This is a genomic window from Paenibacillus sp. JT22N15 (assembly GCF_059383755.1).
The window spans coordinates 422,799-447,677 of record NZ_JBXENV010000006.1 but is presented as its reverse complement, the minus strand read 5'-3'; the positions used below and the strand labels follow the sequence as shown (position 1 = coordinate 447,677).

The 24,879-nt window shown below is 50.6% G+C and carries 23 protein-coding genes, 1 pseudogene and 1 CRISPR repeat array; of the genes and pseudogenes, 8 read left to right on the top strand and 16 right to left on the bottom strand.

Annotation, left to right across the window (positions count from 1 at the left end; translation table 11 throughout):
- Positions 1-406: 406 nt before the first annotated feature.
- Together AC50X8_RS14730 and AC50X8_RS14725 are read right to left on the bottom strand one after the other, a co-directional pair.
- The gene (locus AC50X8_RS14730; RefSeq protein ID WP_494880209.1) at positions 407-1,615 is read right to left on the bottom strand and encodes a CynX/NimT family MFS transporter; all 1,209 of its coding nucleotides are present in this window, start codon (positions 1,613-1,615) and stop codon (positions 407-409) included.
- Positions 1,612-2,304, bottom strand: coding sequence for a FadR/GntR family transcriptional regulator (locus AC50X8_RS14725; protein ID WP_056042764.1), 693 nt, complete (start codon positions 2,302-2,304; stop codon positions 1,612-1,614). The genes AC50X8_RS14730 and AC50X8_RS14725 overlap by 4 nt, the downstream gene beginning before the upstream one ends.
- A gap of 333 nt (positions 2,305-2,637) precedes the next feature.
- On the opposite strand from AC50X8_RS14725, the gene AC50X8_RS14720 reads away from it, so the two are divergent.
- Positions 2,638-3,111 carry a hypothetical protein gene (locus AC50X8_RS14720; RefSeq protein ID WP_494880208.1) on the top strand — a complete coding sequence of 158 codons (474 nt, stop codon included), beginning with the start codon at positions 2,638-2,640 and terminating at the stop codon, positions 3,109-3,111.
- Positions 3,112-3,114: 3 nt separating this feature from the next.
- Positions 3,115-3,804, top strand: coding sequence for an AIM24 family protein (locus AC50X8_RS14715; protein ID WP_056042767.1), 690 nt, complete (start codon positions 3,115-3,117; stop codon positions 3,802-3,804).
- A 157-nt stretch (positions 3,805-3,961) separates the two neighbouring features.
- Positions 3,962-4,534: a CRISPR direct-repeat array (repeat unit 33 nt; unit sequence GTTTCAATCCACGCACTCCGTACGGAGTGCGAC).
- Between the two features lie 220 nt (positions 4,535-4,754).
- Here AC50X8_RS14715 and AC50X8_RS14710 read toward each other — a convergent pair.
- From AC50X8_RS14710 to AC50X8_RS14680, 7 genes and pseudogenes are all read right to left on the bottom strand, one after another.
- Positions 4,755-6,344 (bottom strand): methyl-accepting chemotaxis protein, encoded by a 1,590-nt coding sequence (locus AC50X8_RS14710; protein WP_494880207.1) that lies wholly within the window; start codon positions 6,342-6,344, stop codon positions 4,755-4,757.
- Between the two features lie 72 nt (positions 6,345-6,416).
- Positions 6,417-8,468: a chemotaxis protein CheW gene (locus AC50X8_RS14705; protein WP_494880206.1), complete on the bottom strand. Its 2,052-nt coding sequence runs from the start codon at positions 8,466-8,468 to the stop codon at positions 6,417-6,419.
- 72 nt (positions 8,469-8,540) lie between these two features.
- Positions 8,541-8,969 (bottom strand): chemotaxis protein CheW, encoded by a 429-nt coding sequence (locus AC50X8_RS14700; protein ID WP_056042776.1) that lies wholly within the window; start codon positions 8,967-8,969, stop codon positions 8,541-8,543.
- 124 nt (positions 8,970-9,093) lie between these two features.
- A pseudogene (locus tag AC50X8_RS14695) lies at positions 9,094-9,207 on the bottom strand (chemotaxis response regulator protein-glutamate methylesterase); the annotation flags it as partial.
- 234 nt (positions 9,208-9,441) lie between these two features.
- Entirely contained in the window at positions 9,442-10,566 is a 1,125-nt protein-coding gene (locus tag AC50X8_RS14690) for a response regulator (protein ID WP_494880205.1), read from the bottom strand.
- 1 nt (position 10,567) lies between these two features.
- The gene (locus tag AC50X8_RS14685) at positions 10,568-11,593 is read right to left on the bottom strand and encodes a histidine kinase (RefSeq protein ID WP_494880204.1); all 1,026 of its coding nucleotides are present in this window, start codon (positions 11,591-11,593) and stop codon (positions 10,568-10,570) included.
- 180 nt (positions 11,594-11,773) lie between these two features.
- Entirely contained in the window at positions 11,774-12,331 is a 558-nt protein-coding gene (locus tag AC50X8_RS14680) for a GbsR/MarR family transcriptional regulator (RefSeq protein WP_056042783.1), read from the bottom strand.
- Between the two features lie 298 nt (positions 12,332-12,629).
- On the opposite strand from AC50X8_RS14680, the gene AC50X8_RS14675 reads away from it, so the two are divergent.
- The 4 genes from AC50X8_RS14675 (at position 12,630) to serS (ending at position 17,285) form a co-directional block, all read left to right on the top strand.
- Positions 12,630-13,829, top strand: coding sequence for a quaternary amine ABC transporter ATP-binding protein (locus AC50X8_RS14675; RefSeq protein ID WP_494880203.1), 1,200 nt, complete (start codon positions 12,630-12,632; stop codon positions 13,827-13,829).
- Positions 13,826-14,662 carry an ABC transporter permease gene (locus tag AC50X8_RS14670; RefSeq protein WP_494880202.1) on the top strand — a complete coding sequence of 279 codons (837 nt, stop codon included), beginning with the start codon at positions 13,826-13,828 and terminating at the stop codon, positions 14,660-14,662. The genes AC50X8_RS14675 and AC50X8_RS14670 overlap by 4 nt, the downstream gene beginning before the upstream one ends.
- 88 nt (positions 14,663-14,750) lie before the next feature.
- Entirely contained in the window at positions 14,751-15,596 is an 846-nt protein-coding gene (locus AC50X8_RS14665) for a glycine betaine ABC transporter substrate-binding protein (protein ID WP_494880223.1), read from the top strand.
- Positions 15,597-15,878: 282 nt separating this feature from the next.
- Positions 15,879-17,285 carry a serine--tRNA ligase gene (gene serS / locus AC50X8_RS14660; RefSeq protein ID WP_494880201.1) on the top strand — a complete coding sequence of 469 codons (1,407 nt, stop codon included), beginning with the start codon at positions 15,879-15,881 and terminating at the stop codon, positions 17,283-17,285.
- A 150-nt stretch (positions 17,286-17,435) separates the two neighbouring features.
- Here serS and AC50X8_RS14655 read toward each other — a convergent pair whose 3' ends face one another.
- From AC50X8_RS14655 to AC50X8_RS14625, 7 genes are all read right to left on the bottom strand, one after another.
- Positions 17,436-17,954 (bottom strand): SRPBCC domain-containing protein, encoded by a 519-nt coding sequence (locus AC50X8_RS14655; protein WP_494859357.1) that lies wholly within the window; start codon positions 17,952-17,954, stop codon positions 17,436-17,438.
- A 19-nt stretch (positions 17,955-17,973) separates the two neighbouring features.
- Complete coding sequence (locus AC50X8_RS14650; RefSeq protein WP_056042790.1) at positions 17,974-18,303, bottom strand: ArsR/SmtB family transcription factor; 330 nt, start codon at positions 18,301-18,303, stop codon at positions 17,974-17,976.
- 253 nt (positions 18,304-18,556) lie between these two features.
- Positions 18,557-19,192 (bottom strand): carbohydrate ABC transporter permease, encoded by a 636-nt coding sequence (locus tag AC50X8_RS14645; protein WP_494880200.1) that lies wholly within the window; start codon positions 19,190-19,192, stop codon positions 18,557-18,559.
- Positions 19,165-19,371 carry a hypothetical protein gene (locus AC50X8_RS14640; protein WP_494880199.1) on the bottom strand — a complete coding sequence of 69 codons (207 nt, stop codon included), beginning with the start codon at positions 19,369-19,371 and terminating at the stop codon, positions 19,165-19,167. The genes AC50X8_RS14645 and AC50X8_RS14640 overlap by 28 nt, the downstream gene beginning before the upstream one ends.
- Before the next feature lie 98 nt (positions 19,372-19,469).
- Entirely contained in the window at positions 19,470-20,342 is an 873-nt protein-coding gene (locus AC50X8_RS14635; RefSeq protein ID WP_494880198.1) for a carbohydrate ABC transporter permease, read from the bottom strand.
- 4 nt (positions 20,343-20,346) lie between these two features.
- Positions 20,347-21,627 carry an ABC transporter substrate-binding protein gene (locus AC50X8_RS14630; protein WP_494880197.1) on the bottom strand — a complete coding sequence of 427 codons (1,281 nt, stop codon included), beginning with the start codon at positions 21,625-21,627 and terminating at the stop codon, positions 20,347-20,349.
- A gap of 36 nt (positions 21,628-21,663) precedes the next feature.
- The gene (locus AC50X8_RS14625) at positions 21,664-22,860 is read right to left on the bottom strand and encodes an LLM class flavin-dependent oxidoreductase (RefSeq protein ID WP_494880196.1); all 1,197 of its coding nucleotides are present in this window, start codon (positions 22,858-22,860) and stop codon (positions 21,664-21,666) included.
- Between the two features lie 318 nt (positions 22,861-23,178).
- On the opposite strand from AC50X8_RS14625, the gene AC50X8_RS14620 reads away from it, so the two are divergent.
- Both AC50X8_RS14620 and AC50X8_RS14615 read left to right on the top strand, forming a co-directional pair.
- The gene (locus AC50X8_RS14620; RefSeq protein WP_494859717.1) at positions 23,179-24,069 is read left to right on the top strand and encodes an AraC family transcriptional regulator; all 891 of its coding nucleotides are present in this window, start codon (positions 23,179-23,181) and stop codon (positions 24,067-24,069) included.
- 312 nt (positions 24,070-24,381) lie between these two features.
- A complete protein-coding gene (locus AC50X8_RS14615) occupies positions 24,382-24,786 on the top strand; it encodes an IDEAL domain-containing protein (protein ID WP_063892701.1) in 405 nt (134 codons plus the stop codon).
- Positions 24,787-24,879: the final 93 nt, after the last annotated feature.

Below are 24,879 nucleotides of genomic sequence, written 5' to 3'. Positions count from 1 at the left end.
GGTATCTGGAGTTCTTTTATAACCGAAAACGTTCAAACAGCACGCTTGGCTACATGTCACCCTTGCGTTTCGAACAGCTTTATTACGAAAAAATAGCATAATGGGCGTGTCCACTCTATTGACAGAAGAGCATCCTGTCCGCTTAGGCAGACTCAAAAAATTAGTAGAACCATACAATCACACGAGGGCAGTTCTTCCTTCGTATAGCCGTTCTCGCGAATCTGCAATTCGTGAATGACTTTGACCGTCAGCCGGGTATAGAGTCTTCCAGTTTGCGCAACCCTTTGCGAATGGTATTCCGGCTGACCTGGGAGATGGCTGACGCTGCTCTGCCTATTTTTCTTCATCCATTCATCCACTCATTCATTCACGGAGTTGTTTGGGTCTGTTTTTTCTTTCATGTGCCTTATACCGTGCGATTTCTGGAGGCGCCGAGGCCGGACAGGAGCAGCAGAGCGCTAACGACAAGCAGCAGCAACAGCGGGGGCTTCCAGCTTGCCGTAATATCATGAAGCAGACCGAACAAGATCGGTCCGGTTGCCGCCAGCAAATAGCCAACCGATTGCGACATGCCGGAAAGAGCAGCGGAATCGAAGGCATCTTTCGTGCGCAAGCTTAAAAAGATCATGGCCAAGCTGAACGCACATCCTCCGCCAATTCCGAGTAAAACGGTCCACAACGAAATGAACGCATTTCCTCCGAAATAAAGACCTCCCAATGAAACAAACAACAGAACCGACATGATGATGACCAGCAAACGTTGGTTCTTCATGCGTCCCGCCACGATCGGCACAATGAACGCAACGGGCAGCGCGGCCATCTGAAACAGCGACAGCAGCAAGCCGCCGCTGTCTTCATTCAAGCCCCGGCTTGACATGATTTCAGGCATCCAAGCGATCAGCACATAGAACAAGAGAGACTGCATCCCCATAAAAATCGTAACCATCCATGCCAGTGGCGAACGCCACAGACTTCCACGCTTCGATGCACCGCTCGTCGCTGCCCCAACAGCCGCCCGACTCGCCCGGGCTTGAGGCAACCAGAACAGCGCGGCCAACAGAACGAGTATGCCCCATATGCCGAGCGCGCCATTCCAGCCGAAACCGAGGTCACGGGCGACCGGAACACTGACACCGGATGCGATTGCCCCGCATAAATTCATTGACACGGAGTACACGCCGGTCATGAGGCCGACTTGATGAGCAAAATTCCGTTTGACCAAACTTGGAATGAGCACGTTGCACACCGCAATCGCCAGCCCAATCAAAGCAGTGCCTGCAAACAACGAAGCGGTTGCGGTCAACGAACGGATCGCGATACCCGCCATGAGTAAAACCAGCGCATAAAGCAGGGTCCGCTCCGCCCCCAAGCGGCGTGCCAGAAAGGGTGCGAACGGTGAAAGCAGCGCGAAAGCAAGCAACGGCAGTGTAGTGAGCAGACCTGCCGCAGCATTCGACAGTCCGAGGAATTCGCGAATCGAGCCGACCAATGGGCCTACCGACGTTAGCGGCGACCGCATTGTCAGTGCGATCAGGACGATGCCGAGGATGATCGGCCAACCCAGCGACAAAGACTTCTTCGCCATCATTGACTTCGTATCGCTTGTTACGCTCATAGCCGCTCGCCTCCTTTGACCTCAAGAACTGCTTTCGATTCCGCAATATAACGGTGAACCGTTGCCACGGCACGATCGGCGTCTTGATCGACAATCGCTTGAACCAATTGCCGGTGCATCTCCAAGAAATCCCCATCGGCTTCATAACGAGTCAAGCTTGTAATCGAATCTTGTGACGCGTCCGCGATATGGTTGTACAATTCAATCAAGATTTCATTATGAGACGCCGCGATGATGCCTTGGTGAAGACGGATATCCTCCGTAACAATGGCATCCATGTCACCGCGTGCTGCCGCCCCCTCCCAGCGTTCCAGTTGGAGAAGAAGCTCGCGCGCCTCTTCGTCCGTTCTACGCTGTGCAGCCAGATGGGCTCCCTCGCGTTCGAGTGCATGCCGGACTTCCAACGTCTGCAGCGTATCGGAGCGCATAATTCGTTTTTGCAGCACCACTCCCAGCGCGCTCGAAGAGCTGACGTACGTTCCGTCCCCTTGCTTCGTCTTTAAGAGTCCCGCGTGGATCAAAGCCCGAACGGCTTCCCTCAATGTATTGCGGCTAACATTCAACTCGACCATCAACTCCGGCTCGGCCGGAATACGCATCCCCACCGCCCACTTGCCGGACTCGATCTGTCTTTCCATTTGCAATGCGACTTGCTCGACCAGCGTCAATCGATTTGTTTTCTGAAGCATACGTCAGTCCTCATTTCATCTATTTATCAAACATAGGATGTTTGGTTAATTGGTATTTTAACACACTTATATCGTGGAGACAACTCCTTCCCTAAAAAACCAAGCTTCGATATATTGAAGTTTGCATAAACATCCTAGTAAAATTGTAATTCTATTATTTTCTATCGTTACCAATCCTCATTTAATGTCGTATAACTCTTTAGATTGCTTTGCTGCCCGCATGGATGCTGTCGAAAAAAATCGTTCTTTCGATAAACTTGTCCAGCCAATCTAGCAAATGGGCAAAAAAGAAGCTACACTAAAGCTATCGCAATATCTGAGGAGGGATCAACGTTGCCAAAAGCGCCATTCCTTGTTTCTACTCTATTATTCATGTCCTTGCTATTTCTGTTATTTCCGCATCAGGTTGCCGAAGCAGGCATGTGGAGCAACATAAAGGGCATTTTCTCCGCCCCCGAAAAAATCGACGCGCTGGAGCAGCAATATATGGATGCCAAGCAGCAGCTTGATGCACAGAAGGAGCAGCTCACCGAATCGCTGCAAAGTGCAGAGCAATACGCAGCCAGGCAAGAGGAGCTCATGCAGCAGAACGAGCAGTTCCGCAAAACCAACGAGCAGCTAATGGAACAGAACAACACGCTTATACAAGAAATGGAGCAAATCAAGCAGAAGCAAGCCAGCTTTACGCAAAAGCTCATCAATACAGCAATCATCATTATGATTATTATTTTCGCCTATATTCTTTCCCTTCGCGTTTGGCGCTATCTCGTTTGGCGCAAACAGAAGCATGTCGGCAGAGGAGTGTAGCGGATGAAAGCAACCTCCCCCGCGCCGATTGGACATGTGAAGGTGACGCTTCAGGAAGCGGACAAGCTCCATGTGCTCCATCCGGGAGCGATTATTGCTTACCAAGGCGCACCGCAGCAGCGCGAGGATCGTTTTATGAATTTGGCAGGCGTCTATCGCAAAAAGAAATGGGTGCGCGCCCTGCTGAGCGGCCCCTCCGAATTTATTATCGGCTTGCCGCCGGGCTGCTCGCTGGAGACGATCCCCATCGGACCGGAAAGCGATTTGCTGTTCGACTACCGCCACGTGCTCTATTTCACAGACGGCATGCAGCTCAAGAGCGTCATTCAGAAAATGAAAAATGTGTGGATCACCCGCGAGTTGGTGCGGATGCGCTTCTCCGGCCCCGGCGAGCTTGGGGTCATCACAAGCGGCGACATTGCGGTGCTTCAGTTGGACAAGGAGCGGCCGCTTTTTGTAAATACCAGCTCGCTCGTCGCTTATCCCGCCAATGCGAGCATCCAGCTTGCCGTCTACGGCAATCAGCTGGCGAGCCAGAACATGAACGTCCAGTGGAAAATTACCGGCAGCGGCCCTGTCCTTATTCAGACGGGCTCGCATGGAAAAGATTTGGAGCATCCGCTGCAAAACGACGGCTTCTTCAAGCGATTGCTGCGTGAAGTGCTGCCGTTCGGCAGCGTGTATATTAAATAGTAAAAGGGCATTGCAAAAAACACCCGAAATCGCTGTACTAGCGGTTTCGGGTGTTTTTTGTATTTGGGGCGTTCTTTTCCAAGAAAGATAAGAACGTTAGTTTTAGTGCGATATATGTAGAAGCAGATTGAGAGTAAAAATAGTCTTACTTTTTGCAACTTTAATCTGCGCACTCCGTACGGAGTGCGACAGTTGCATCAACCTATCTCCCATGGGCTGCACAGTTTCAATCCACGCACTCCATACGGAGTGCGACGAGCAGCGTTGTTTCCATTGCTCGGGCGACTCGAGTTTCAATCCACGCACTCCGTACGGAGTGCGACCGATTCGCGGATATCGTAGAAGCTGCGGACGCTGGCGTTTCAATCCACGCACTCCGTACGGAGTGCGACTTCCCCAAGATATTTCAACGATTATCAACGAGAAGTTTCAATCCACGCACTCCGTACGGAGTGCGACTGGTGTGTACATTATGCCGGACAAACCTGTCAGGGTTTCAATCCACGCACTCCGTACGGAGTGCGACGTTGACAGCGATTGGCGAGCGTATTCGGATGTACAGGTTTCAATCCACGCACTCCGTACGGAGTGCGACGCATTTCAGCAAAGCGAAAGGCGGCAAGCCAGTAGTTTCAATCCACGCACTCCGTACGGAGTGCGACCAACGGTTCCTTTTGCTGGCTCCTTATATTTAGTGGTTTCAATCCACGCACTCCGTACGGAGTGCGACAGCGAAAATACAAGTGATTGATCCCATCATGGCATCAATCACCTCATTTTACAATAAATATAATACTAGAAAAATCTAGATCAAATCTTGACTTTTCTTGAAATAGCTCAAAATCGACATGCTTCTACAATTTCTGAGGTGCGAATCCCCTAGGGTTTTTATGTGAGCTTCACATTCGCACCTGGGCATGTAATCTCAGCTGCTAAAAAACTTTATGCAACTACGCCGTCTTAAACATCGACACCGTATGCTGGAGATCATCCGCCAGTTGGGCCAGCGATTGCGCGGTCGCTGCGGATTCTTCGCTGCTCGCTGCGGACTCCTCGGCAGCAGCGGAAACATTTTCAACGGTAGTCAACACGTTTGTCGCTTGGGCCGCCTGCTCTTCGCTCGCTGCGGCAATTTCGGATACGCGATGGCCTGTATCGTTGACCATCTTCGTAATACGCTCGAATGCTTCTCCCGTTTTCTCCGACAGCGTTGCGCTTTCCTCAACTGCATTCACGCTGCGCTTCGTATTTTGCTGCATGCCTTGAATAATGACCGTAATTTTCTTCGTCGCTTCGCCACTTCGCTCCGCCAGCTTGCGTACCTCATCGGCTACAACAGCAAAGCCTCGTCCTTGTTCGCCTGCCCGTGCTGCTTCAATGGCTGCATTCAGCGCAAGGAGGTTCGTTTGATCGGCGATATCCTCAATGACCTCGATAATATCGCCAACCTGATGGGAATCCTGCTCCAGCTGGGACATTTGCTCGCGCACGCCATTCATGCTTTTCACCGAGTTGTCGATAATGGTGCGGCCTTCTCTAGCAATTTTCATCGCGGAATCCGATAGCTCTGATGCTTGCTCTGTACTTTGAGCGACCGATTGAATGGCCATCGTCAGCTCGCTGAACAGCTCATGAATCGTCTGTGCCGCCGATGCTTGAGCTGTGCTCCCGCCGGCAATTTCCTCTGTAGCAGCCGAAATTTGCTCTGCAGCCGCAGCTACGCTGTGCGATGATTCAATAATACCGCTAACCGTTCCGTTCAAACGGTCAATCATATGGTTGAAGGAGCTTGCAAGATTGCCGACCTCGTCCTTCGTATGGATGTCTACCTTTTCACGCAGATCGCCGTCGGCCACATTTCTCGCCAGAACAACGATACGGCTGAGCGGCTTCGAAATCATCCGGGACAACACGATTCCGAAAATAATGCTCAGCAGGAATGCCAGCACCACAATGACAATTGTAATCAACAAAGCGCTATTATATGCTTCCGCCCCCTTCTGGTTCGCTGCGTCCGCTTCACGAATCGAAAGCTCGATGCTATCCTCAAGAATCTTGAAAACAATATCACCCTGCGTTTTTAATTCGTTACTGATCAAATTTTTAAACGCGGCATCATCGCCGGAATTATTGAGTTCAATACCCCGGTTGTAAATGACCAAATAAGCTTTCCAATCCGTATCAAAGCTATCAATGATCCTTTTAGCATCATCGCTCATATTCGTTGCTTTATATTTTTCAACAGCCTGCTCGACATGTGTTGTCGTTTCCCTAATTGTAGCAAGCTCTGCCTGCATTTTCTGCTCCGTATCATGCATATACAGGCTTCGGATTTGAACCCGCATACTGGTATAGTTGACCTGCGCCTCATAAGCTTCTTTAACAGGAATCAAATTATTGGAATACATATCATCCTGCGACGCATGCATTTTATTCAAATTATAAATACCGAATAAACCTACGACACCTAAAATAATCGCAACAATCAGAAAAGCGGATATTAATTTGACACTGATTTTCAAGTTGTAGAACCAATTCATATCAAATACCCTCCCTATTCTATCTAATATTTGCTGTTAGTTTGTTTTCTTGCAGATCTGGCAAACGACGTTCTAGCTGATGCCGCTTGCTTTTTTCATAATGCCGCCAATTTCCAAAATCAACGCAATTCGCCCGTTGCCCAAAATCGTTGCTCCTGAAATACCGTCCACCTTGCCCACATAGGAACCAAGCGTTTTAATAACGACCTCTTGATTGCCAAGCAGCTGATCGACCGCAATAGCCAGCCGCTGCTCCGCTCTGCCGATCATTACGACCGGAATTTTGTCGGGTCTGCCCTCCGTGCGTGTATAGCCGAACATTTCATGCAGCCATACGAACGGTACGATCTGATTGCGGATTTTAATAACCGGCGAGCCTTTTATCATTTTGAGCGTGCTTGTATCGACTCGAATAATTTCCACAACGGCGCTCATTGGCAAAATAAACGTTTGGTCGCTCGCCTTGACGAGCAAGCCCGTTGTAATGGCAAGCGTCAGCGGCAGCCTTATCGTGAACTTCGTTCCAACGCCGACGGACGTATCAATATCAATAATTCCGCCAAGCCGCTCGATATCCGTCCGCACGATATCCATGCCCACGCCTCTGCCCGATACATCGCTAAGCTGGGAGGCCGTTGAGAAGCCTGGGTGAAAAATAAGGCGCAGCGCCTTATGCTCATCGAGCAGTGCCGCCTCCTCTGCGGTGATGACACCTTTGGCAACAGCGGATTTACGCAGCTTGTTCGTATCAATGCCGCCGCCATCATCCTCGACGACAACAACAACCTGATTATCCTCATGCGCCGCGCTTATTCTAACTGTTCCCTGCTCAGGCTTGCCGCATTTAACCCGCTCTTCCGGCATTTCAATACCGTGGTCCACCGCGTTGCGGATCAAATGAATCATCGGATCGCCGACCTCTTCAATAAGCGTGCGGTCAAGCTCTGTATCGCCGCCGACCATTTGCAGATCAACGCTTTTATTCAGCGTTTGCGCCAAATCACGGACCATGCGCGGGAAACGGCTGAACAGCTGCTCGATCGGCAGCATCCGTACTTTTAGTACGTTTTCCTGCAGGCTGCCAATCAATCTGGACAGATGATCGCTGATTTCGCCGAGGTCATCCATCGTCTCGGAATACCCATATGCTTGATGCAGTGTTTGAATGGCCTGCTTCAAGCGGGTTTGGTCGATTACTAGCTCTCCGAGCAAATCGAGTACATTTTCCAGTCGTTCCACGTTGACGCGAATCGTCTGCTGTTTCACTGACGCTTTGGACTGCTGCGTCTTGTCTGCTTCATCCTGCGCTACGCTTACGGCAAAACCGGGCAGCATGTCCACGTTCTCCTGTTCCAGCTCCAAAACTGCGGCTGTCTCAGCCTCCGGTTGGGACGGCATCGCTGCCTCCACCCTTACGCTCTGCACGTCCATCAGCCCAGCTACCGCCAGCTCAAGAGCATCTGGCTCCACCTCTTGAGTGGCAATCAGCCACCGTATCGCATGAATATCCTGATCATCCTGCACCAGCTTCATATTGGGCTCATTCCACAGCACCTCGCCAAACGCACGCAAGGAAATATCAATAATGCTGATGCGAGCGAGCTTCATCATGCAGTCCTCAGTCAGCTTGACGGTAATTGTATATACGGTTTGACCGCTATGTATATATTCTCGCAGCAACTGCTTCGCCTCTTCCGGCAAAGCTTCGCCTGCTGATTCCTTTGCAGCCGCGACTGATTCCGTATTTGCTTTCGAGAAGCGTCCCAATTCCTTGATGACCGCCGAAGGGTCCGGCAGCAGCTCCTCGTGGATAATGCTGTTTTGCAAATCTTTAATAAAGTCGAGACATTGAAAAAATAAATTCGTTAATTCCCGTGTCATCTCAAGCTCTTCATTGCGCAGCATATCAAGCAGATGCTCCCATTCATGGGTTAGCTGCTTGAGCTCCATATAGCCCATTGCCGCGGAAGAGCCTTTAATCGTATGTGCCGCCCGGAAAAGCCGCTGAATGCCCTCAGAATGAGAGCCTTGCTTTTCCAAAGATAAAATCTCTTCTTCCATCGTCATAATTTGTTCCTCAAGCTCTTCGAGAAACACTTGCCTAAATTCCGAGTTATCGAACATATGCACCACCTTGTAAGCGTTGACTTAAGAGCTCCCTTGCTGCTTGAAGTATGCCATGTGAAGCAAGAAGCATTAATCGCGCAGCAGCACCTCATCGATCTTTAATATGCCGACCAATTCTGACTCTGTAAGACCGATTCCTGTAAAATAGGCACCGTTAATGCCGCCTACCCGCTCCGGCGGTGGCTGAATATCGTGAAACGACGTAACCTTGTACACCCGATCCACAATAATGCCGATCGACTCCTCCTGATGATGAACAACGACGATTCGCGTCGCTTTTGAATACACATCCTCATCCAGTGAAAATAACGCTCGCAGGCTAATAACCGGAATAATTTTGCCGCGTAAATTAATGACACCCATCACATAAAACTGGCAATTCGGTATTTCGGTAATTTCCTGCATACGTATAATTTCATGAACTTCAGCTATACGTATGCCATAGCTTTCTTCCCCTACGCCAAATTGTACATACTGCATTTGCTCTACCCCCTGCATGATTTCACCCCCTTTCATATTCTGCCTTTGGTAACGTCCAGCAGCTTTCTGCCAATCTGCTCAATGGGCAGCACATAATCGACGGTTCCCCGATCAACTATCGGCGCTCCGGTTGCGTTTTTTATTTTTTACACAATTCTGACTTTACTTTATATATATCGGCTGACAGCTCTCCCGACGGCTTGGCGACAAAATCAACCGCCCCGCACTGAAGCGCCATAATGGTCTCTTCTCCACCAAATTTTACATCTTCAGTCCTCCCGTTTTGCTGATTGCTGCGCCTTATTTCCTACACAATAACAAACATCTCTGAATCATAACTGAATCTTTTGTCGATTTTTGTAGCATTTTAACGAATTTAATTAGCATTACGCGTTAACTTGATCAATTTAGGAAACTTTTCATAATCTTCTCAAAAGCGCAAAAAAACTACCTTTGTCTCAGACAAAAGGCAGCTTCTTATTATCCCCTATCAGGTTGATAGCATTAGCGACTCATATCGGTCTACAAGCTCGGCATGCGGACAAGCTCCAAGCTCCCCTGCACTGCGCTTGCAAAACTGCTTAAATACGGTGTCGGCCTTCACCCGATTGCCTCCTCTCTTATAGCAGCGGACTACGAGCCATAAGGCCCCCTCATCGTAAGGCTCCTTGTTTAAGTATTCGAGCGCATAATCCGTTGCTACAAGAATATCTCCCTGATTCAGCAGCTCCTCGACAAGCCGCTCCACAACCAGGCCTCCGATAAGCCTATAATGCTCGCGCAGCCGATAAACCCAGACGCTCTGAATGTCAGTCAGCACTTCCTCCTTGTATAAGTTCACCGCCTGTCGGAGCAAAAATAGGCTGCCCATGTCGACCGCACGTTTCGCTAGCTGTTGAAATTCAAGCATATCTGAGGACATATGCTCGGCAGTCAAAATATACTTCTCCCGCAGCGATTTAATCCGAACCCTCCCGTCCAGCCCATTACGCTTCAACAGCTGACGGAGTTGATACACGCAGGTGTGAATGTATGCCCTTGCCTTCGTATCTTCCATTCCAGGAAAAACATCATCCATAATATTCTCCACGCGGCATTCCCGGTTCGTCCATAAATACGCGAACAGCTCCTTCGTTTTCAGCACCTTCCATTTGACGGGACCTGCTGTCCCATACAGGTTCAGCTTGCCGAAGCATTGAACGTCGACTCTGTCTTTCTGCTTTACCGCCTCGGCGGCCAATTTATTTCTCCCAATTCTGCGTTGACGTACACGCTCCACCGTTCGCTGAAGCCGCTGCGGGGCTACCGGTTTCAAAATATAATCCTCCACATTCAGCTCATAAGCCTGCAACGCATGATTGTCAAATGCCGTGACAAATACGGTAGCCGTCCCTGGGCAATAAGCGAGCATTTCCTCCGCGAACATAAGACCAGAAATTTGCGGCATGTAAATGTCTATGAACACGACATCCGGCGGCTCGCGCTTAATGGCCGCAAGCCCCTCCAGCGGATCATCATAAAGCTGAATGGAGCCGATTCCTTCACAGTTCGATAAATATTCCTTCATTTCCTCAAGCGCCCAGTGCTCATCATCCACCACCGCGACGTTCAACATTTCAAATCCCTCCCTGTGCTGGTATCAAAAAGGTAACGGTCGTGCCTCCGCTTTCGCGCCGTCTAATATGTAGTCCCGTTCCAAAATGGCGAAGCAGCCGCTCGTTTGTATTCGCAAGCCCAATTCCCTGCCGCAGCTGTTGCCCGCTTGGCAAACGCCTGCCTGGCGGCTGCTTCCTTAAGCGCATGAAGCTTTCAAGCTGCTCCTCCGGAATACCGACTCCATCGTCCTTAATAATGACGCGGATGCCCCCAGGAACGGAGAGCGTAATAATTTCAATCGTGCCGCCAATGAGCTTGGCTGTAATGCCATGGCGAATCGCATTTTCCACCAGCGTCTGAATGACAAAGGGTGGCAGGTGAAACTGCGTCGCTCCGAGCTCGTAATTCACCTGCAGACGGCTGCCAAATCTAGCCTTCTCCAAATCCAGATAGGCGCTGACGAGTGCAAGCTCGACCTTGAATGAAACTGCCTCCGCCTGATTCTCAAAATCAAAGCTGCTGCGCAAAAATTCACTCAGGCTGCGAAGCAGTCCCCTCGCTTCCTCGGCATTACGCTTGCTGATGAAAATGATTGTGCCGATTGCATTAAACAAAAAATGCGGCTTAATCTTCGCACGCAGCATCGCCAGCTCCGTCTCTACAAGCCCGGCCTCTGATTTTCTCAGCTGCATGAGCATGCAGAGCTTATGCTTAAGCTCTACAGCGGCGAAGGGCCGCAATAAATAATCATTCATCCCAGCTGTGTAGAGCCGTTCCAGCTGACTCCTGGCCTTGATGTCAAGCAGTAGGAGTATGTATAGCTCCTTGCTGCCGCTTGCCTCACGAATAGCGCGGCACGCGGCTTCAGCATCCTCTGCCAGAGAAGCGTCAATAAGACATAAGTCAGCCTCGTCGCCCTGCTTGAACCAGAGCAAAGCGTCTTCCAGCCTGCTCTCAGCCGAGATTTGTATATTTTGTTCTGTGAACACATCCGTAATAATCGCTCTTTCGATTACGTGGTCATGAACGAGAAGCGCATGAAGCAATGCAAATCCCCCATTCCAAATTATAGTAGATAAAAACGTCTAGTAACTATATCGGTTATAGTGGCTTCTCTTTACACTAAACCCCACAGGGAGACGCAGAAAAGACCGGTTGTATTCAACCGGCCTTGCACGAAACCTATGTTTTTTATACGTATGCTATGTTGTGCGAAATTCTGCTGTCTACTCTTCCTTCGGAATCAGCTTGTAAATTTCTCCTGATTCAAAAGCATCAATGAGGCGTCCCAGCCATTTGTAATACGCAAGGGCTTCCTGAAGCTTCTGCCTGTCGCTAGCTAGCACATCCAGAAAGGCTTCGGACTGCTCCGTGTTGTTCTCAAGCTGTTCAATTTCCTTAAGAGAACGGGTTAGGGCGAGCACATTTTGCTCCGCAGCCTTCCTCCATTTAATAGAGAAGAAGTCCGTGAAGTTTTCATGCCAATCCGGCACCACCTCATACAAATCTTTGCGTGAGCCTTTGCCCCATACTTTATTGATCATTTTCAGATCGTATAACGTCCGCATTCCGGTGCTCATTGACGTTTTGCTCATTCCCATCGTAGCACTCATTTCGTCCAGCGTGACAGGCTCGCGGTTGAAATACATATTGCCGTATAAATGCCCGATGGACAACGTTATGCCATATAGATCCATGTTTTTGCCGATTGATTCAATGACGCGCCGACGCGTCTTCAGCAACTGCTGCTGCTGCTCTTCTGTTAATGCTGCAAGTTCATCCATGTCGTTCCTCCTGAGGAGTGGCGTGTCCCATTCATCCTACAACATGTATTGTAATCAAACGTCTAGGGAAATGTAAAGAAACATGTTGATATGAAAAAGGGAGTTATCAGGAGTATTCTGTACGAAAAGTTTGTAAAGTTATAACTGTACAAATTATACAGAGGCTCACGCCTTTTGACCAGTACATTGTTATCCAACTACACTTGTAAGCAGACGAACACTCGAAGCTTGGTGATTAAGCGTTATGATATAGCGTCCACCTCGCTTCCTGTGCCAAGGATCGTGGAGGGGGTACTACATGGCTATTATAGAAGCTATAAAGCTGACCAAGATTTTCGGAGCGGATCCAAAAAAAGCGATACCGCTGCTGGATAAAGGCTGGTCAAAGGAAAAGATTTTAAAAGAAACGAAGCTGACTGTCGGGGTGAATCAAGCTAATTTTTCGATAGAAGCCGGACAAATTTTTGTCATTATGGGCTTATCGGGCAGCGGCAAATCGACGCTCGTTCGCTTATTGAATCGCTTAATTGAGCCGACGGGCGGACAGGTGCTGTTTAATGGCAAGGATGTCCTGAAAATGACGGCTGAGCAGCTTAGACAATTTCGGCGCAAGCATGTCGGGATGGTATTTCAGAAGTTTGCGCTGTTCCCGCATCGCACCGTGCTGCAAAATATCGAATACGGCCTTGAAGTTCAAGGCATTCATAAGTCAAAGCGCCGGGAAATGGCAATCCAATCTTTAGAGCTTGTCGGCTTGAAAGGCTACGGCGACAGTTATCCCGAGCAGCTAAGCGGCGGGATGCAGCAGCGCGTAGGCCTTGCAAGGGGACTTGCCAGCGATCCAGAGGTACTGCTAATGGATGAAGCGTTCAGCGCCCTTGATCCGCTTATCCGCAAGGATATGCAGGATGAGCTGCTGGAGCTGCAATCGAAGATGAAAAAAACGATCGTCTTCATTACCCATGATTTGAATGAGGCGCTGCGCATTGGCGACCAAATCGCCCTAATGAAAGATGGCAGCATCGTGCAAATCGGCTCGCCGGAAGAAATTTTGATGCAGCCGGCCAATAAATATGTCGAGCGTTTCGTTGAGGACGTCGATTTGTCCAAGGTGCTCACCGCCTCTCATGTGATGGCGAAGGCCGAGACGATTACGAATGAGAGAGGACCGCGCGTTGCGCTCCAACTCATGCGTGCCAGAAGCATTTCCAGCTTGTACATGGTAGATAGGGAAATGCGCTTGCTTGGTGTCATTACGGCTGACGATGCTGCGAAAGCTTTGAAGGAAGGACTGTCACTCGAATCGCTGACCCAGCGTGATGTTCCGACCGTCTCCCCCGATACGCTGCTCAATGAGCTGTTTGAGCTGATGGGCAATGCCCGATTGCCCGTTGCAGTCATCGGTGAAAATGGCCGATTAAAGGGCATCGTCATTAAAGGCGCAGTGCTCGCCGCACTCGCAGGCAATACCGAAATAGAGGCAGGTGTTAAAGCATGAATATACCCAAAATCCCTTTAGCGGACTGGATTGGGGCGCTGGAAACATGGCTTGAAACCCATCTCAGCCCCTTCTTCAAGCTAATTAAAGTGGTCGTTGGCGAAACGGTTGGCGGATTAAATACCGTTCTCGACTTTTTCCCGGCGATCGTGCTCATTATTCTTTTTACCGCAGCAGCTTGGTTTCTCGGCAAATGGCGCATGGCGCTGTTTACGTTTGTCGGCCTGCTCATCATTGATAATCTCGGCTACTGGAGCCAAACGATGCAGACGCTGTCGCTTGTGCTGACCTCTGCCCTCATTTCAGTCGTGGTCGGTGTTCCTGTTGGCATTTTGTGTGCACGTAAAAATAGCATTCAAAATATCGTTACTCCGATTCTTGACTTTATGCAGACGATGCCGGCCTTCGTTTATTTGCTGCCTGCCGTCTCCTTCTTCTCGCTTGGCGTCGTGCCTGGCGTCATCGCTTCGATTATTTTTGCGATTCCACCAACGATTCGCATGACCAATCTTGGCATACGCCAAGTTCCGGAAGAGCTGACTGAAGCGGCGGACGCGTTCGGCTCTACACCATCGCAGAAGCTGATCAAGCTGCAATTGCCGATTGCGCTGCCAAGCATAATGGCGGGCATCAATCAGACGATTATGCTGTCGCTTTCGATGGTCGTTATCGCATCTATGATCGGCGCACAAGGTGTCGGCTCGTACGTTTACCGTGCGGTGACACAGGGCAACACTGGAGTTGGCTTTGAGGCGGGGATTGCCATCGTTATACTGGCGATTATCCTCGACCGCTTGACGCAAAATGCGATTCGCCGTACGAAAAAGGCGTAATTAATCTCAAGTCCCTTCCCGCCTATACAGCGGGATAGCTGCTCGATCAATCGAAAGATTTTCAGAAGGAGTGTTATTGTTGAAAAAAATGAAAATGCTAGTTGCTGCCGTTATGCTCGCTGTTCTAGCCGCCGGCTGTTCTTCCGCCAGCGGAAGCAAGAACATTACCCTTGCTTATGTCGCTTGGGATTCAGAAATTGCGAGCACCTATGTCGTTAAAGAAGTGTTGGAACAGAAGCTGGGCTACAAGGTTGAAATGCTTCAAGTGGATGCCGGGCCGATGTGGGCTGGCATTTCCGACGGAAGCGCAGACGGAATCGTTGCCGCTTGGCTCCCAAGCACGCATGCCTCTTATGCAGATAAATATAAAGGGCAATATGAGGATCTCGGCGCTAACCTAGAAGGCACCAAAACCGGACTTGTCGTTCCTAAATATATGGACATCAACAGCATCGAGGATTTGAATGATAAGACGGGTCCCGAGCTGGACTATAAAATTATTGGCATTGAGCCGGGTGCCGGACTTATGATGGCTTCGGTGAAAGCGCTCGATGCATACGGCCTGCGTGATAAATGGACGCTGCTTGAAAGCTCGTCCGCTGCAATGTCGCAGGAGCTTCAGAAGGCGTATGACAATAAGGAGCCGATCGTTGTAACGGGTTGGACACCACATTGGATGTTCGCCAAGATGGATCTGAAATATTTGGATGATCCGAAAAATGTATACGGCAGCGCGGAACAAATTCATACGATTGTACGCAAAGGACTGAAAGAGGACAAACCGGAAGCTTATGCTTTCCTCGACAAGTTCAACTGGACGCCGGAGGATATGGCGAAGGTCATGGTTGCTATTCAAGGCGGCGAAACGCCAGAAGCAGCAGCTAAAGCCTGGGTTGAAGGCAACGCCGAGCTGGTTGATGCTTGGTTAAAATAATTCAGCCTTGCTTTCATCAGCAGCGCGCGCTATAATACATCTAATTTCATTACAACGACTTGCTGATGACGAGAATCCAACTCCGAGGCGTTCTCGTCAAGAGAGATGTTTAGCACTTCTCCTAAGTTAACCGGGCCCGCCCGTTATCGCGGAACCAAAGCGGATCGTTCGGCACTGCCGTCCGGTCAAGTTGGGTGGCACCGCGAGTTTAACGCTCCTCGTCCCAAAAGGATGAGGGGCGTTTTTTGCGTTTTTATTTAAAAGGTGAAGGAGCGCGGTAACATGCTGGACATGAAATGGATTCGCGAAAACAAAGAGCTGGTGCAGCAAGCGGCGGAGCATAAGGGGCTGGATTTTAACGTTCAGCATCTGCTGGACGCCGATAGCCACAGACGCGAGCTGCAGCAGAAGGCGGACGAACTTAGGCAGGAGCGCAATGCGCATTCGCAGCGCATTGGGAAGCTGATGCAGAGCGCAAATGCGAGGCAGCAGAAGCAAGGAGCGGAGCAGCACGGGGCAAAGCAGCAACAGGCGGCGTTCGAACCGCCGCAATGGACGGAGCAAGAGCAGGCCGAGCAATTGAAGCAGGCAGTAGCGAAAATTAATGAGCTGCTAAAGCCTTGCGAGGAGCAGCTGCTTGAAGCCGAGCAGCAATTCCGCAAGCTTATGCTGGAGGTGCCGAATCCGGCTTCGACAGATACGCCTATCGGCAGGTCGGATGCTGACAATGTGGAATTGCGCCGAATCGGCAGCATTCCGGCCCCCGCTTTTGCGCTGCGGGATCATGTAGAGCTTGGCGAGCTCCACGGCATGATAGATATAAATCGCGGCGTTCGGACGGCGGGCTCGCGCAGCTACTATTTGAAAGGGGCAGGTGCCCTGCTGCACCGTGCGGTCCAGCAGCTTGCGCTCGATTACTTGCTGGAGCGCGGATTTACGCTGCTTGATGTGCCTCTGATGGTAAGAGAGGAAGCGATGTACAATACGGGATATTTCCCCGGGGGAACGGATTCGGCATACCGGATCGACGGCGAAGATCGCTGGCTGATCGGGACTTCGGAAGTACCGCTAGTCGCCTATTACGATAATGAAATCGTCGATGTGGCCGAGCCGATTCGGCTTACTGCCGCAACCGCCTGCTTCCGCAGCGAGGTCGGCTCGGCTGGCCGGGATGTGCGCGGCCTCTACCGCGTGCATCAATTTGCCAAGGTTGAGCAGGTTGTGATTTGCGAAGCCGATCCTGCCCGTTCGGAGGCGCTGCTCCACGAAATAACAGCGAATGCGGAACAGCTGCTGCAATTGCTGGAGCTGCCCTATCGCGTTGTTGCGGTATGTACCGGCGATATGTCGCAAAAAAATGTGAAGCAATTCGACATTGAAACGTGGATGCCGAGCAGGCAAGCTTATGGCGAGACGCATTCGTCGTCGAATGTGCATGATTTTCAGGCGCGGCGCTCGAATATTCGCTATCGCGATGCCGAAGGCAAGCTGCGCTACTGCCACACGCTCAACAACACGGCGGTCGCAACGCCGCGCATTCTTATTCCGCTGCTGGAAAATCATCAGCTGGAAGACGGCTCGATTTATATTCCGCCAGCGCTTCGTCCCTATATGAACGGGCTGGAAATGCTGCAAGCTCCAGCTGCCCCCCTTGCGGAAGCAGCCCAGGTGCAGCCAGAAACGAAGTAAAACATGTCCAGATAATGGTCATACCAACAGGCTGGAAAATAAAAAGACAAGCGCTGCCGATTCAGCAGCGCTTGTCTTTTCTATAGTTGAGCAGCAGTCTGAACGGCAGCGGGCAGCTTGCTGGCTTTATTTTTCCAAGCTGTATTGGCGTTAGGATGATTTCAGCTCTTCCAAGTAGGCGACCAGACGATCCGATGTTTCGCTGATGCCCTGCTCCATTCCCATTTCGACTACCGTCTTGAGTGCTTCCTCCGTTGGGTAGCGGGTCACGCTCACGAATTTGGTTTTGCCATCCTGCGTCGCTTCGAACGTCATGGTGACGTTAGCTGACGGCATGTCCGCGGATTCATTGCCTTCGGCATCGGAGAAATAATCTACGTAGGCGATTTTCTCATTCGTTACAATTTCCTTGTATACGGCCTTGCCCCATGATTCATAGCCGAAAAAATCCCCTTGGTTCTGGTCGATGCATTTCATGCAGTAATGCCATACGCCGCCTGGACGGAAATCGACTGTGCAAGCCGACAAAATCCAGCCATTCGGTCCCCACCAATGCTTCAAATGCTCAGCCGTGGAATGGGCTTCAAACACGAGTGCATGCGGTGCGTCAAAAACCCGCTCCATCGTAAGTACCTGTCCGTCTACCTTAAAGCTTAATTTGTTCGTCATTGTGATTGCCTCCTGAAAGTTAGTTTGGTTTGCTGCCTCGTTCCTTCAACTGCTGCAAGTAAAAATCCAATTTGTCGAACCGCTCGCTCCATAGGCTGCGATAGGTTTCCAGCCAGCTGTCCATCTCTTGGAGCGGCTCCACCCGAAGCTTGTAATAACGGCGATTGGCCGCTGCCTGCACCTCGACGAGCCCTGCTTCCAGCAATATACGCAAATGCTTGGAAGCCTGAGGCTGACGAATGGGCAGACGTTCCGCAATTTCTCCGACAGTCAAGGAACCATCCACCAGCAGCTCCATGATCCGCAGGCGCGTCGGGTCGGATAATGCGCTGAATGTCGTAGCTTTCATAAAAACCGCGTCCTTTAATGGCGCTGTTAGAATTAAAGGGAAGTCAGCGCTATGAAGGTGCTTTCGTTTCCCTGAATTGAATATACCATTACAGGAATATTCCTGTCAAGGAATAATCAAAAAAACTTCCGCCGAGCATAATTGGCATACTGTCATTTTGCACAAAAAAAAGCCGCTAACAAGCATAAAACTTGTCACCAGCTTACGTATAAAGATCAAAAAAAGAGCTGCACCCCAGCGGTGTGCGCTCCTTCTAGCCCTTCAATGATCCGGCGGCCATGCCGGAAATAAAATAACGCTGCAGCAATAAAAATAAAATAAGCATCGGCAGCGAGATCAGTACAACTCCGGTCAGCAGCCCCGGATAATTGGTTGAATATTCGCCCTGGAATTGCAAAAGCGCTAAGGGCAGCGTCATTTTTGCCTTATCTGTGAGCAGCAGCATTGGGAACAGCAGGTCATTCCAGACGCCCACGAGCAGGAAGATAGCTGTTGCCGCAAGCGAAGGTGCTGACAGCGGCAGCGCTATTTGGCTGTAAAGCCGCCATTCCCCCGCGCCATCCATGCTGCCTGCCTCGAACATTTCCTTTGGCAGCGCGCGCATGAAGCCCGTCAGCATAAAAACCGCTACTGGCAGCAGCATCGCGACCGTCACTAATATGAGCCCAAACCGGCTGTTCATCAGCCCAAGATCGCGCATAAAGGAGTAGATTGGAATCATATTCACCTGTGCCGGAACCATCAATCCTATGAGAAATATGCCGTAAAGGATTAGCCCGAGCCTATTGGCAATCCGGTAAATGCCGTAAGCAATCATGCTCGACACGATCAGCTCCAGGACAACCGTGCTGAAAGAAACCGTTATGCTATTGCTGAAATAAGACAGCATCGGTTGGCTGTCGAATAGATGGCTGTAGTTTGCCCTGTGAATGAGCTTGGAATACCGAGCGGACTCGCATAAAACTGCTGCTGGTCTTTGATCGTCGTCACAATCAGGAAAATAAGCGGCAGCAAAATAATGATCGCGAAAGCGAGCAGAAACAAACGCCCTGCTATTCGTAACAGCATGAATCCATGCCTCCTTTCTGATCTGATCATGACGCAAGTTAAGGGCCTATCTTCAAGCCGCCTGCTTCGCAGCGCGTGGGGCAGCTTGAAAATACGGCCTAATAGGAGACGCGATTCGCTCGCAGCGCTCTGAATTGCAGAAACGTAATGAAGGCAATAATAAACAGGAAATAAATCGATGCAGCGGACGCTTGGCCAAACTTATAGTTTTGGAACGCCGCCGAATAAATGTACGTGGACAAAATTTCCGTCGCATAATTCGGGCCGCCCCGCGTCGTAACGAAAATCAAATCAAACGCCTTGAAGGACTGAATCGTCGTATAAGCGACAACAATCGTAGCCGCAGGCGCAAGCAAGGGCCAAGTAATCCGGCGAAAAATAGCCCATCTGCCGCCTCCGTCCAGCTTCGCCGCCTCATACAGTTCCTCCGGAATCGCATGCAGGCCTGCGATAAACAAAATTGCCATTTGCCCAATATGCGCCCATGCTTGAACGGCAGCAATGGAATAGATCGCAAGCGACGGATTGCCAAGCCAATTATTCGCAAGCGCTGACAATCCGAGCATCCGGAGCAGCTCGTTAAGCAGCCCCAGATTCGGATCGTAAACATAAGCAGCGATAAAGCCGACGGCGGCAGACGATAATATCGTCGGGAAGAAATACAGCGCCCGCAGCGCCACCGTCGTTTTTTTATTTTTCGTCAGCAGCAGCGCTACAATTAGTGATACGAGCGTCTGCACGACCACGACCGACAGCATGAGCCGCAAGTTGTTGCCGATCGCTTTTTTGAAAATAATGCTGTCTGCTACCGTCTTGTAATTATCAAGACCTACGAAGCCGGAGGTGTCCGACATGCCGTCCCAATCCGTGAAGGAATTGTAGAAGCCGGACAGCGTCGGATATAGGAAGAAGACAGCATAGAGCAGCAGCCCCGGGACAAAAAAGAAGTATATCGTCTTCCGCACAGCCATCAGACTATGGCTTCAGCTGCTGTTCCACAATCGCTTGCGCGCTGCTGGCAGCCCCTTCCGCCGAATCGCCAGCAATGACCGCTTGAATGGAGCCGGTAACCGCCTTCTGAATTTCAATATTCGTAATGAGATAACGAGGCTGGAAGCGCGTTTTTTTATCGGCCCAGCCGCTGATGACTTGCAAAGCAGGGCTTGTGTATTCGATATCCTTGCCCGGAATGTTCTGGTTCGCCGCATTTGCGACTTTGCCCGCTACTTCTTTTTTGCCCAGATAGGAAATGAAGGCTTTGGCTTCTTCCGGATGCTTGGACTTGCTGTTGACGCCAAGCATGAATGTCGTCGTATGAATGCCTTCATAGATTGCTTGATCAGCGGGCACGGTAATTGGAGCGAGCAAATCCAGCTTCAGCTCAGGACTCGCTTTCAATACGGCTGCAATGGAGTACGAGCCAGTTGCCAGCATCGCCGCTTTTCCTTGTGAGAAAAGGGCAATCGCCGCATCCGTATTCGTACCCAGCGAATCCGGCTGGAAATAACCTTTGTCGTTCAGTTCTTTGAACTGCGACAGCGTGGTGGTCCACCATTCATCCGTAAGCTTGGTTTCGCCCTTCTCAAGCTTTTGGAACACCTCTTCATCCGGCGCATTGTTCATCATTATCGGGTTCATGAATTGGCCTGGTCCAATATCGGCGCCGGGGAAGGCGATCGGGATAATGCCGTTGCTCTTAAGCGTTTCGCTTGCGGCAAGGAAGCTGTCCCAATCCTTCGGCGGTGAAAGGTTGTATTGCTCGAACAGCCCGACGTTGTATACCGGAATGTTGTACACGAGAGAATACGGCAGCGCGTATTGCTTGCCATCCTTTGCTCCGGATTTAATCAGCTCCGGCACGAACGATTGGACGAATGCCTCATTCGTTAAATCGGTGTATAAGCCTGCTTTGGCAATGGATTCAAACTGTGCGCCCGGGAAGGAAGCAAATACGTCGCCTACAGAGCCGTCGAGCAGCTTAACCTGCGCCGTCGTCTGATATTGCTCAGACGGGAACGTCTGCATCGACACTTTGATGCCGGGATTTTCCTGCTCAAAATCTTTAATAATCTCGTTCCAGACTGGCACATCGCCCTGCCAATGGATAAAGCTGATCTCTACGGGCTTGCCAGCTCCGCTATTGCCGCTGGATGCGGTATTGCTGCTGGCATCGCCGCCATTGCCGCCGCAAGCTGCCAAGATGAGTGCAAGCAGCAGCAGTATGGCTGCGGGAAACGAATATTTTTTCAACATCATGGATTTAATAACCCTCCTGTCATCTTCTGTGAAAATTTACGCCCGTACTTCGCGTCTGCTCGCCCACTTCTGATGGAACAGCGGCAATGCTTCTTTGCCGAAGCGCTCTGCCTCCTCCAGATGAGGGTAGCCCGACAATATAAAGGAGGATACGCCTAGCTCTGCGTATTCAATTAATCGTTCTGATACTTGGTCGGCTGTGCCTACAATCAGGATCGCTCCGCCCGAACGGACAAGCGACAGTCCCGCCCACAGGTTCGGCCCTACGACAAATCGCTCATCCTTGAACTGCTCGCGCAGCTCGTTCTGCCGGCGTTGGTTCGTTGCATCTGTCTTGGCAAAAGCTTTCTGCGCCTGCTCAATCGCTTCAGGCGACACCTTGCTAATGAGCTCCCATGCCGCGGCCCAAGCCTCGTCCTCAGTGTCGCGCACCAACACTTGCGCCCGCAGCCCGAAGCGGACCGGACGGTCAATGCCCGTCTCCTCGCGATACTGCGAACGAACGACTTCAAAATCTTCGATCTGCTCGCGAATCCAGTCATGCGGCTCGCCCCACATTAAATACGTATCCGCGAATTCAACCGCTACGCGCTTCGCTGATGGAGAGCTTCCGCCGAGGTAAAACGGCGGATGAGGCTTCTGCACCGTCAGCGGCGTCGTCACCGCACGCGTGAACTGATAATATTTTCCGCGGAAAGGCTGCTGCTGATCGTTCTGCTTCGTTTCGGCACCTTCGCTGCCGACGAATTCAGAAGCTTTAATGCCATCCGATTGCGTCCACGCCTGCTGCATCACCGCCAAATATTCACTAGCGCGCTCATAGCGCTTATCATGCGCATGGGCAAGCGGGTCGCCAAGCTCCTCCAGATCCTGCACCGAGCTTCCGGTCACGACGTTAATCATCGCGCGTCCGCCAGATAATTGATCGAGCGCCGCTCCCATCCGGGCCGACAGCACTGGGGTTGTGAGGCCTGGGCGCACCGCTACAAGCGGGCGAAGCGTCGTCGTGTGGCTCATAATGGCTGAGCCAACAACCCAAGCGTCCAAGCACGGGCCGCCCGTTGGGATCAGTACGAAGCCAAGGCCTGCTTTTTCAGCCGCTTTAGCCACATCAATCAAATACTCCAGCGTAGGTTCCCTCTCCGATGCTACGCCTACGTAGCTGCCATCTCCCGCCGTAGGCAGAAACCAGCCAAATTCTATCTCTTTATGTTCATTAAGATTATTCACCATTATGCTCTCCTTTACGGGTATGACTCTGGATCCGTGAGCAGCCCGTATCTCCAGTTCGTCTGGCAGATGCCTATGGTACATCCGGCTGTCCGGTCAATAACCAACAAGTTTAGTAGGAATAGTTGTATTTGCATCATAACAATCAACCGTTAGTGGGTCAATGTCATTTCGCGGCGTTTTAAACTTGTCATTTTGTGATGTCGAATCATTTGCTATACTGGGAAAGGTTATGTCTTTTCACAGCGCCATTGAGGTAAAGATAGAATAATAGATTGTAGGCCAGGCACGTTTAAACATGGAAAAAAGGGGGTATTAATGATGAGACCGAATATGCGTGAGGACCATCATGAATGGCTGGAAATCTATCATTTCACGCCTTCTGCTTTCGAGAAATCGGGAGCTGCATGGCCCATTCGGGTCGGAACGAATATCGCCAAGCCGAATTATCATATCGGCCCGCGCGTGGCGCCTTATTATTATTTGCTAGGCGTGCTGGAGGGGCAAGGAACATTCATTCAGGGCAACAAGACGTACACGCTGCGTCAAAATGATCTGTTCTGCCTGTTCCCGCAAGTTACCCATGAATATTTCACCTTGGCGGAGGAGCCGCTGCACAAAATCTTTTTTGCCTTTGATGGCAAGAAAGCGATTCAGCTGTTGGCCCGGCTCGGGCTTGGGCCGCAATCGCCCCATGCACCCGGTGCATTGACACCACAGGCTGCCGAATTTATGCAGCAGCTATTGCAGCTCGTCAGCCACTCGGGTCCACCGAATACCGACCTGGCGCGGCTAGGCCTTTTTCACCGGATATGGGATGAGCTTGTCTCATCTGCTTCTCCCGCTGTTGTTCCCCGCGACCATCGCAGCATCAGTTGGCTGCAAAAGGGGCTGGAGTATATGGAGATTCATTATGCGGAGGGCATTTCCGTGGAGAGCGTCTCCGACTACGTGGGAGTCAATCGCACACATTTTACTAAACAATTCAGCAAAGCATACGGCATAACACCGGTCCAATATATCCAGCAGCAAAAAATGGGCGAAGCCAAGCGTCTTCTCGCGCAAACCGGCTATACGTTATCGGAAATCGCCAGCTCCATCGGCTTCCCCGACCTCTTTTCTTTTTCCAAAGCGTTTAAGAAAAATGTAGGGATTGCGCCCAAGCAATACCGCTCCCAGCTCATTAGCGGGAAAACAGAGAGCAACGATTGACAGCTGTAACTGTATAAATTATAATTACAGTATTATCATTGTTAGATTGTAATGGGATTCAAGGTGAAACGGCCGTTGCCATCCTTTGACGGCGCAGCGCGTTTCATTCCGAGAAATATAGAGAAAGGATAGTGTTACGATATCCCTTCCTATATTTCAAGTGTAAACGGCTGTCGCCGTCCTCTGGCGGCAAAGTTACCGTTTCACGCTGAAATATAAGCCCATTTATAAGGATGTGACTTATAAATGCTTATATTTTTGAAAAAATCAGGCATAATTGCAGGTTCCATTAAACGACAGGTGGTGACTGGAATGAATAATGAGATGATAATTAAACCGGGCGACTGGATGAACGGAACGACTGGAAATGGCGAGCTGATGCTCGGCTTCGTAGAAAGCGTTGATGCTTCCCACGGCACGGTACGGCTATATGTAACGGCATGCGACAATGAGCTTGCCATCGGCAGAACGATTACGCTTGCAGCTTCACAGGTTAATTCGCTGCGCTCGTCACCGCTTTATACGGTGCAGCAACTGACGCAGCTAATCGACCTGGCGCTCGCAACAAACGATGAAGCTTGGTTTAATGAGCTTTCGGCCATGCTCGTCAATTTGAACAATGGCAAATTGCCGCAGGACAGCTCCCTGCCAAACGCCCATACCAAGATTTTCAACCGTCTGGGCATTTCGGTTAATGGAGAAGCAAACGGCTTGTAACACATAGCAGTAAAAATGTTCATCGTCGGCGCTAGTGTGCCGGATGGAGATGGAGATGAAGCGTTCCTTCTGGGACGCTTTATTTTTTTGAGG

What these genes read in the sequence shown, in the direction of transcription:
- AC50X8_RS14730 (WP_494880209.1), bottom strand. Translation starts at nt 1,615, where the DNA reads ATGAGCGTAACAAGCGATACGAAGTCAATGATGGCGAAGAAGTCTTTG.
- AC50X8_RS14725 (WP_056042764.1), bottom strand. Translation starts at nt 2,304, where the DNA reads ATGCTTCAGAAAACAAATCGATTGACGCTGGTCGAGCAAGTCGCATTG.
- AC50X8_RS14715 (WP_056042767.1), top strand. Translation starts at nt 3,115, where the DNA reads ATGAAAGCAACCTCCCCCGCGCCGATTGGACATGTGAAGGTGACGCTT.
- AC50X8_RS14710 (WP_494880207.1), bottom strand. Translation starts at nt 6,344, where the DNA reads ATGAATTGGTTCTACAACTTGAAAATCAGTGTCAAATTAATATCCGCT.
- AC50X8_RS14705 (WP_494880206.1), bottom strand. Translation starts at nt 8,468, where the DNA reads ATGTTCGATAACTCGGAATTTAGGCAAGTGTTTCTCGAAGAGCTTGAG.
- AC50X8_RS14700 (WP_056042776.1), bottom strand. Translation starts at nt 8,969, where the DNA reads ATGCAGGGGGTAGAGCAAATGCAGTATGTACAATTTGGCGTAGGGGAA.
- AC50X8_RS14690 (WP_494880205.1), bottom strand. Translation starts at nt 10,566, where the DNA reads ATGTTGAACGTCGCGGTGGTGGATGATGAGCACTGGGCGCTTGAGGAA.
- AC50X8_RS14680 (WP_056042783.1), bottom strand. Translation starts at nt 12,331, where the DNA reads ATGGATGAACTTGCAGCATTAACAGAAGAGCAGCAGCAGCAGTTGCTG.
- AC50X8_RS14675 (WP_494880203.1), top strand. Translation starts at nt 12,630, where the DNA reads ATGGCTATTATAGAAGCTATAAAGCTGACCAAGATTTTCGGAGCGGAT.
- AC50X8_RS14670 (WP_494880202.1), top strand. Translation starts at nt 13,826, where the DNA reads ATGAATATACCCAAAATCCCTTTAGCGGACTGGATTGGGGCGCTGGAA.
- AC50X8_RS14665 (WP_494880223.1), top strand. Translation starts at nt 14,751, where the DNA reads ATGAAAATGCTAGTTGCTGCCGTTATGCTCGCTGTTCTAGCCGCCGGC.
- serS (WP_494880201.1), top strand. Translation starts at nt 15,879, where the DNA reads ATGCTGGACATGAAATGGATTCGCGAAAACAAAGAGCTGGTGCAGCAA.
- AC50X8_RS14655 (WP_494859357.1), bottom strand. Translation starts at nt 17,954, where the DNA reads ATGACGAACAAATTAAGCTTTAAGGTAGACGGACAGGTACTTACGATG.
- AC50X8_RS14650 (WP_056042790.1), bottom strand. Translation starts at nt 18,303, where the DNA reads ATGAAAGCTACGACATTCAGCGCATTATCCGACCCGACGCGCCTGCGG.
- AC50X8_RS14645 (WP_494880200.1), bottom strand. Translation starts at nt 19,192, where the DNA reads ATGCTGTCTTATTTCAGCAATAGCATAACGGTTTCTTTCAGCACGGTT.
- AC50X8_RS14640 (WP_494880199.1), bottom strand. Translation starts at nt 19,371, where the DNA reads ATGCTGTTACGAATAGCAGGGCGTTTGTTTCTGCTCGCTTTCGCGATC.
- AC50X8_RS14635 (WP_494880198.1), bottom strand. Translation starts at nt 20,342, where the DNA reads ATGGCTGTGCGGAAGACGATATACTTCTTTTTTGTCCCGGGGCTGCTG.
- AC50X8_RS14630 (WP_494880197.1), bottom strand. Translation starts at nt 21,627, where the DNA reads ATGATGTTGAAAAAATATTCGTTTCCCGCAGCCATACTGCTGCTGCTT.
- AC50X8_RS14625 (WP_494880196.1), bottom strand. Translation starts at nt 22,860, where the DNA reads ATGGTGAATAATCTTAATGAACATAAAGAGATAGAATTTGGCTGGTTT.
- AC50X8_RS14620 (WP_494859717.1), top strand. Translation starts at nt 23,179, where the DNA reads ATGAGACCGAATATGCGTGAGGACCATCATGAATGGCTGGAAATCTAT.
- AC50X8_RS14615 (WP_063892701.1), top strand. Translation starts at nt 24,382, where the DNA reads ATGAATAATGAGATGATAATTAAACCGGGCGACTGGATGAACGGAACG.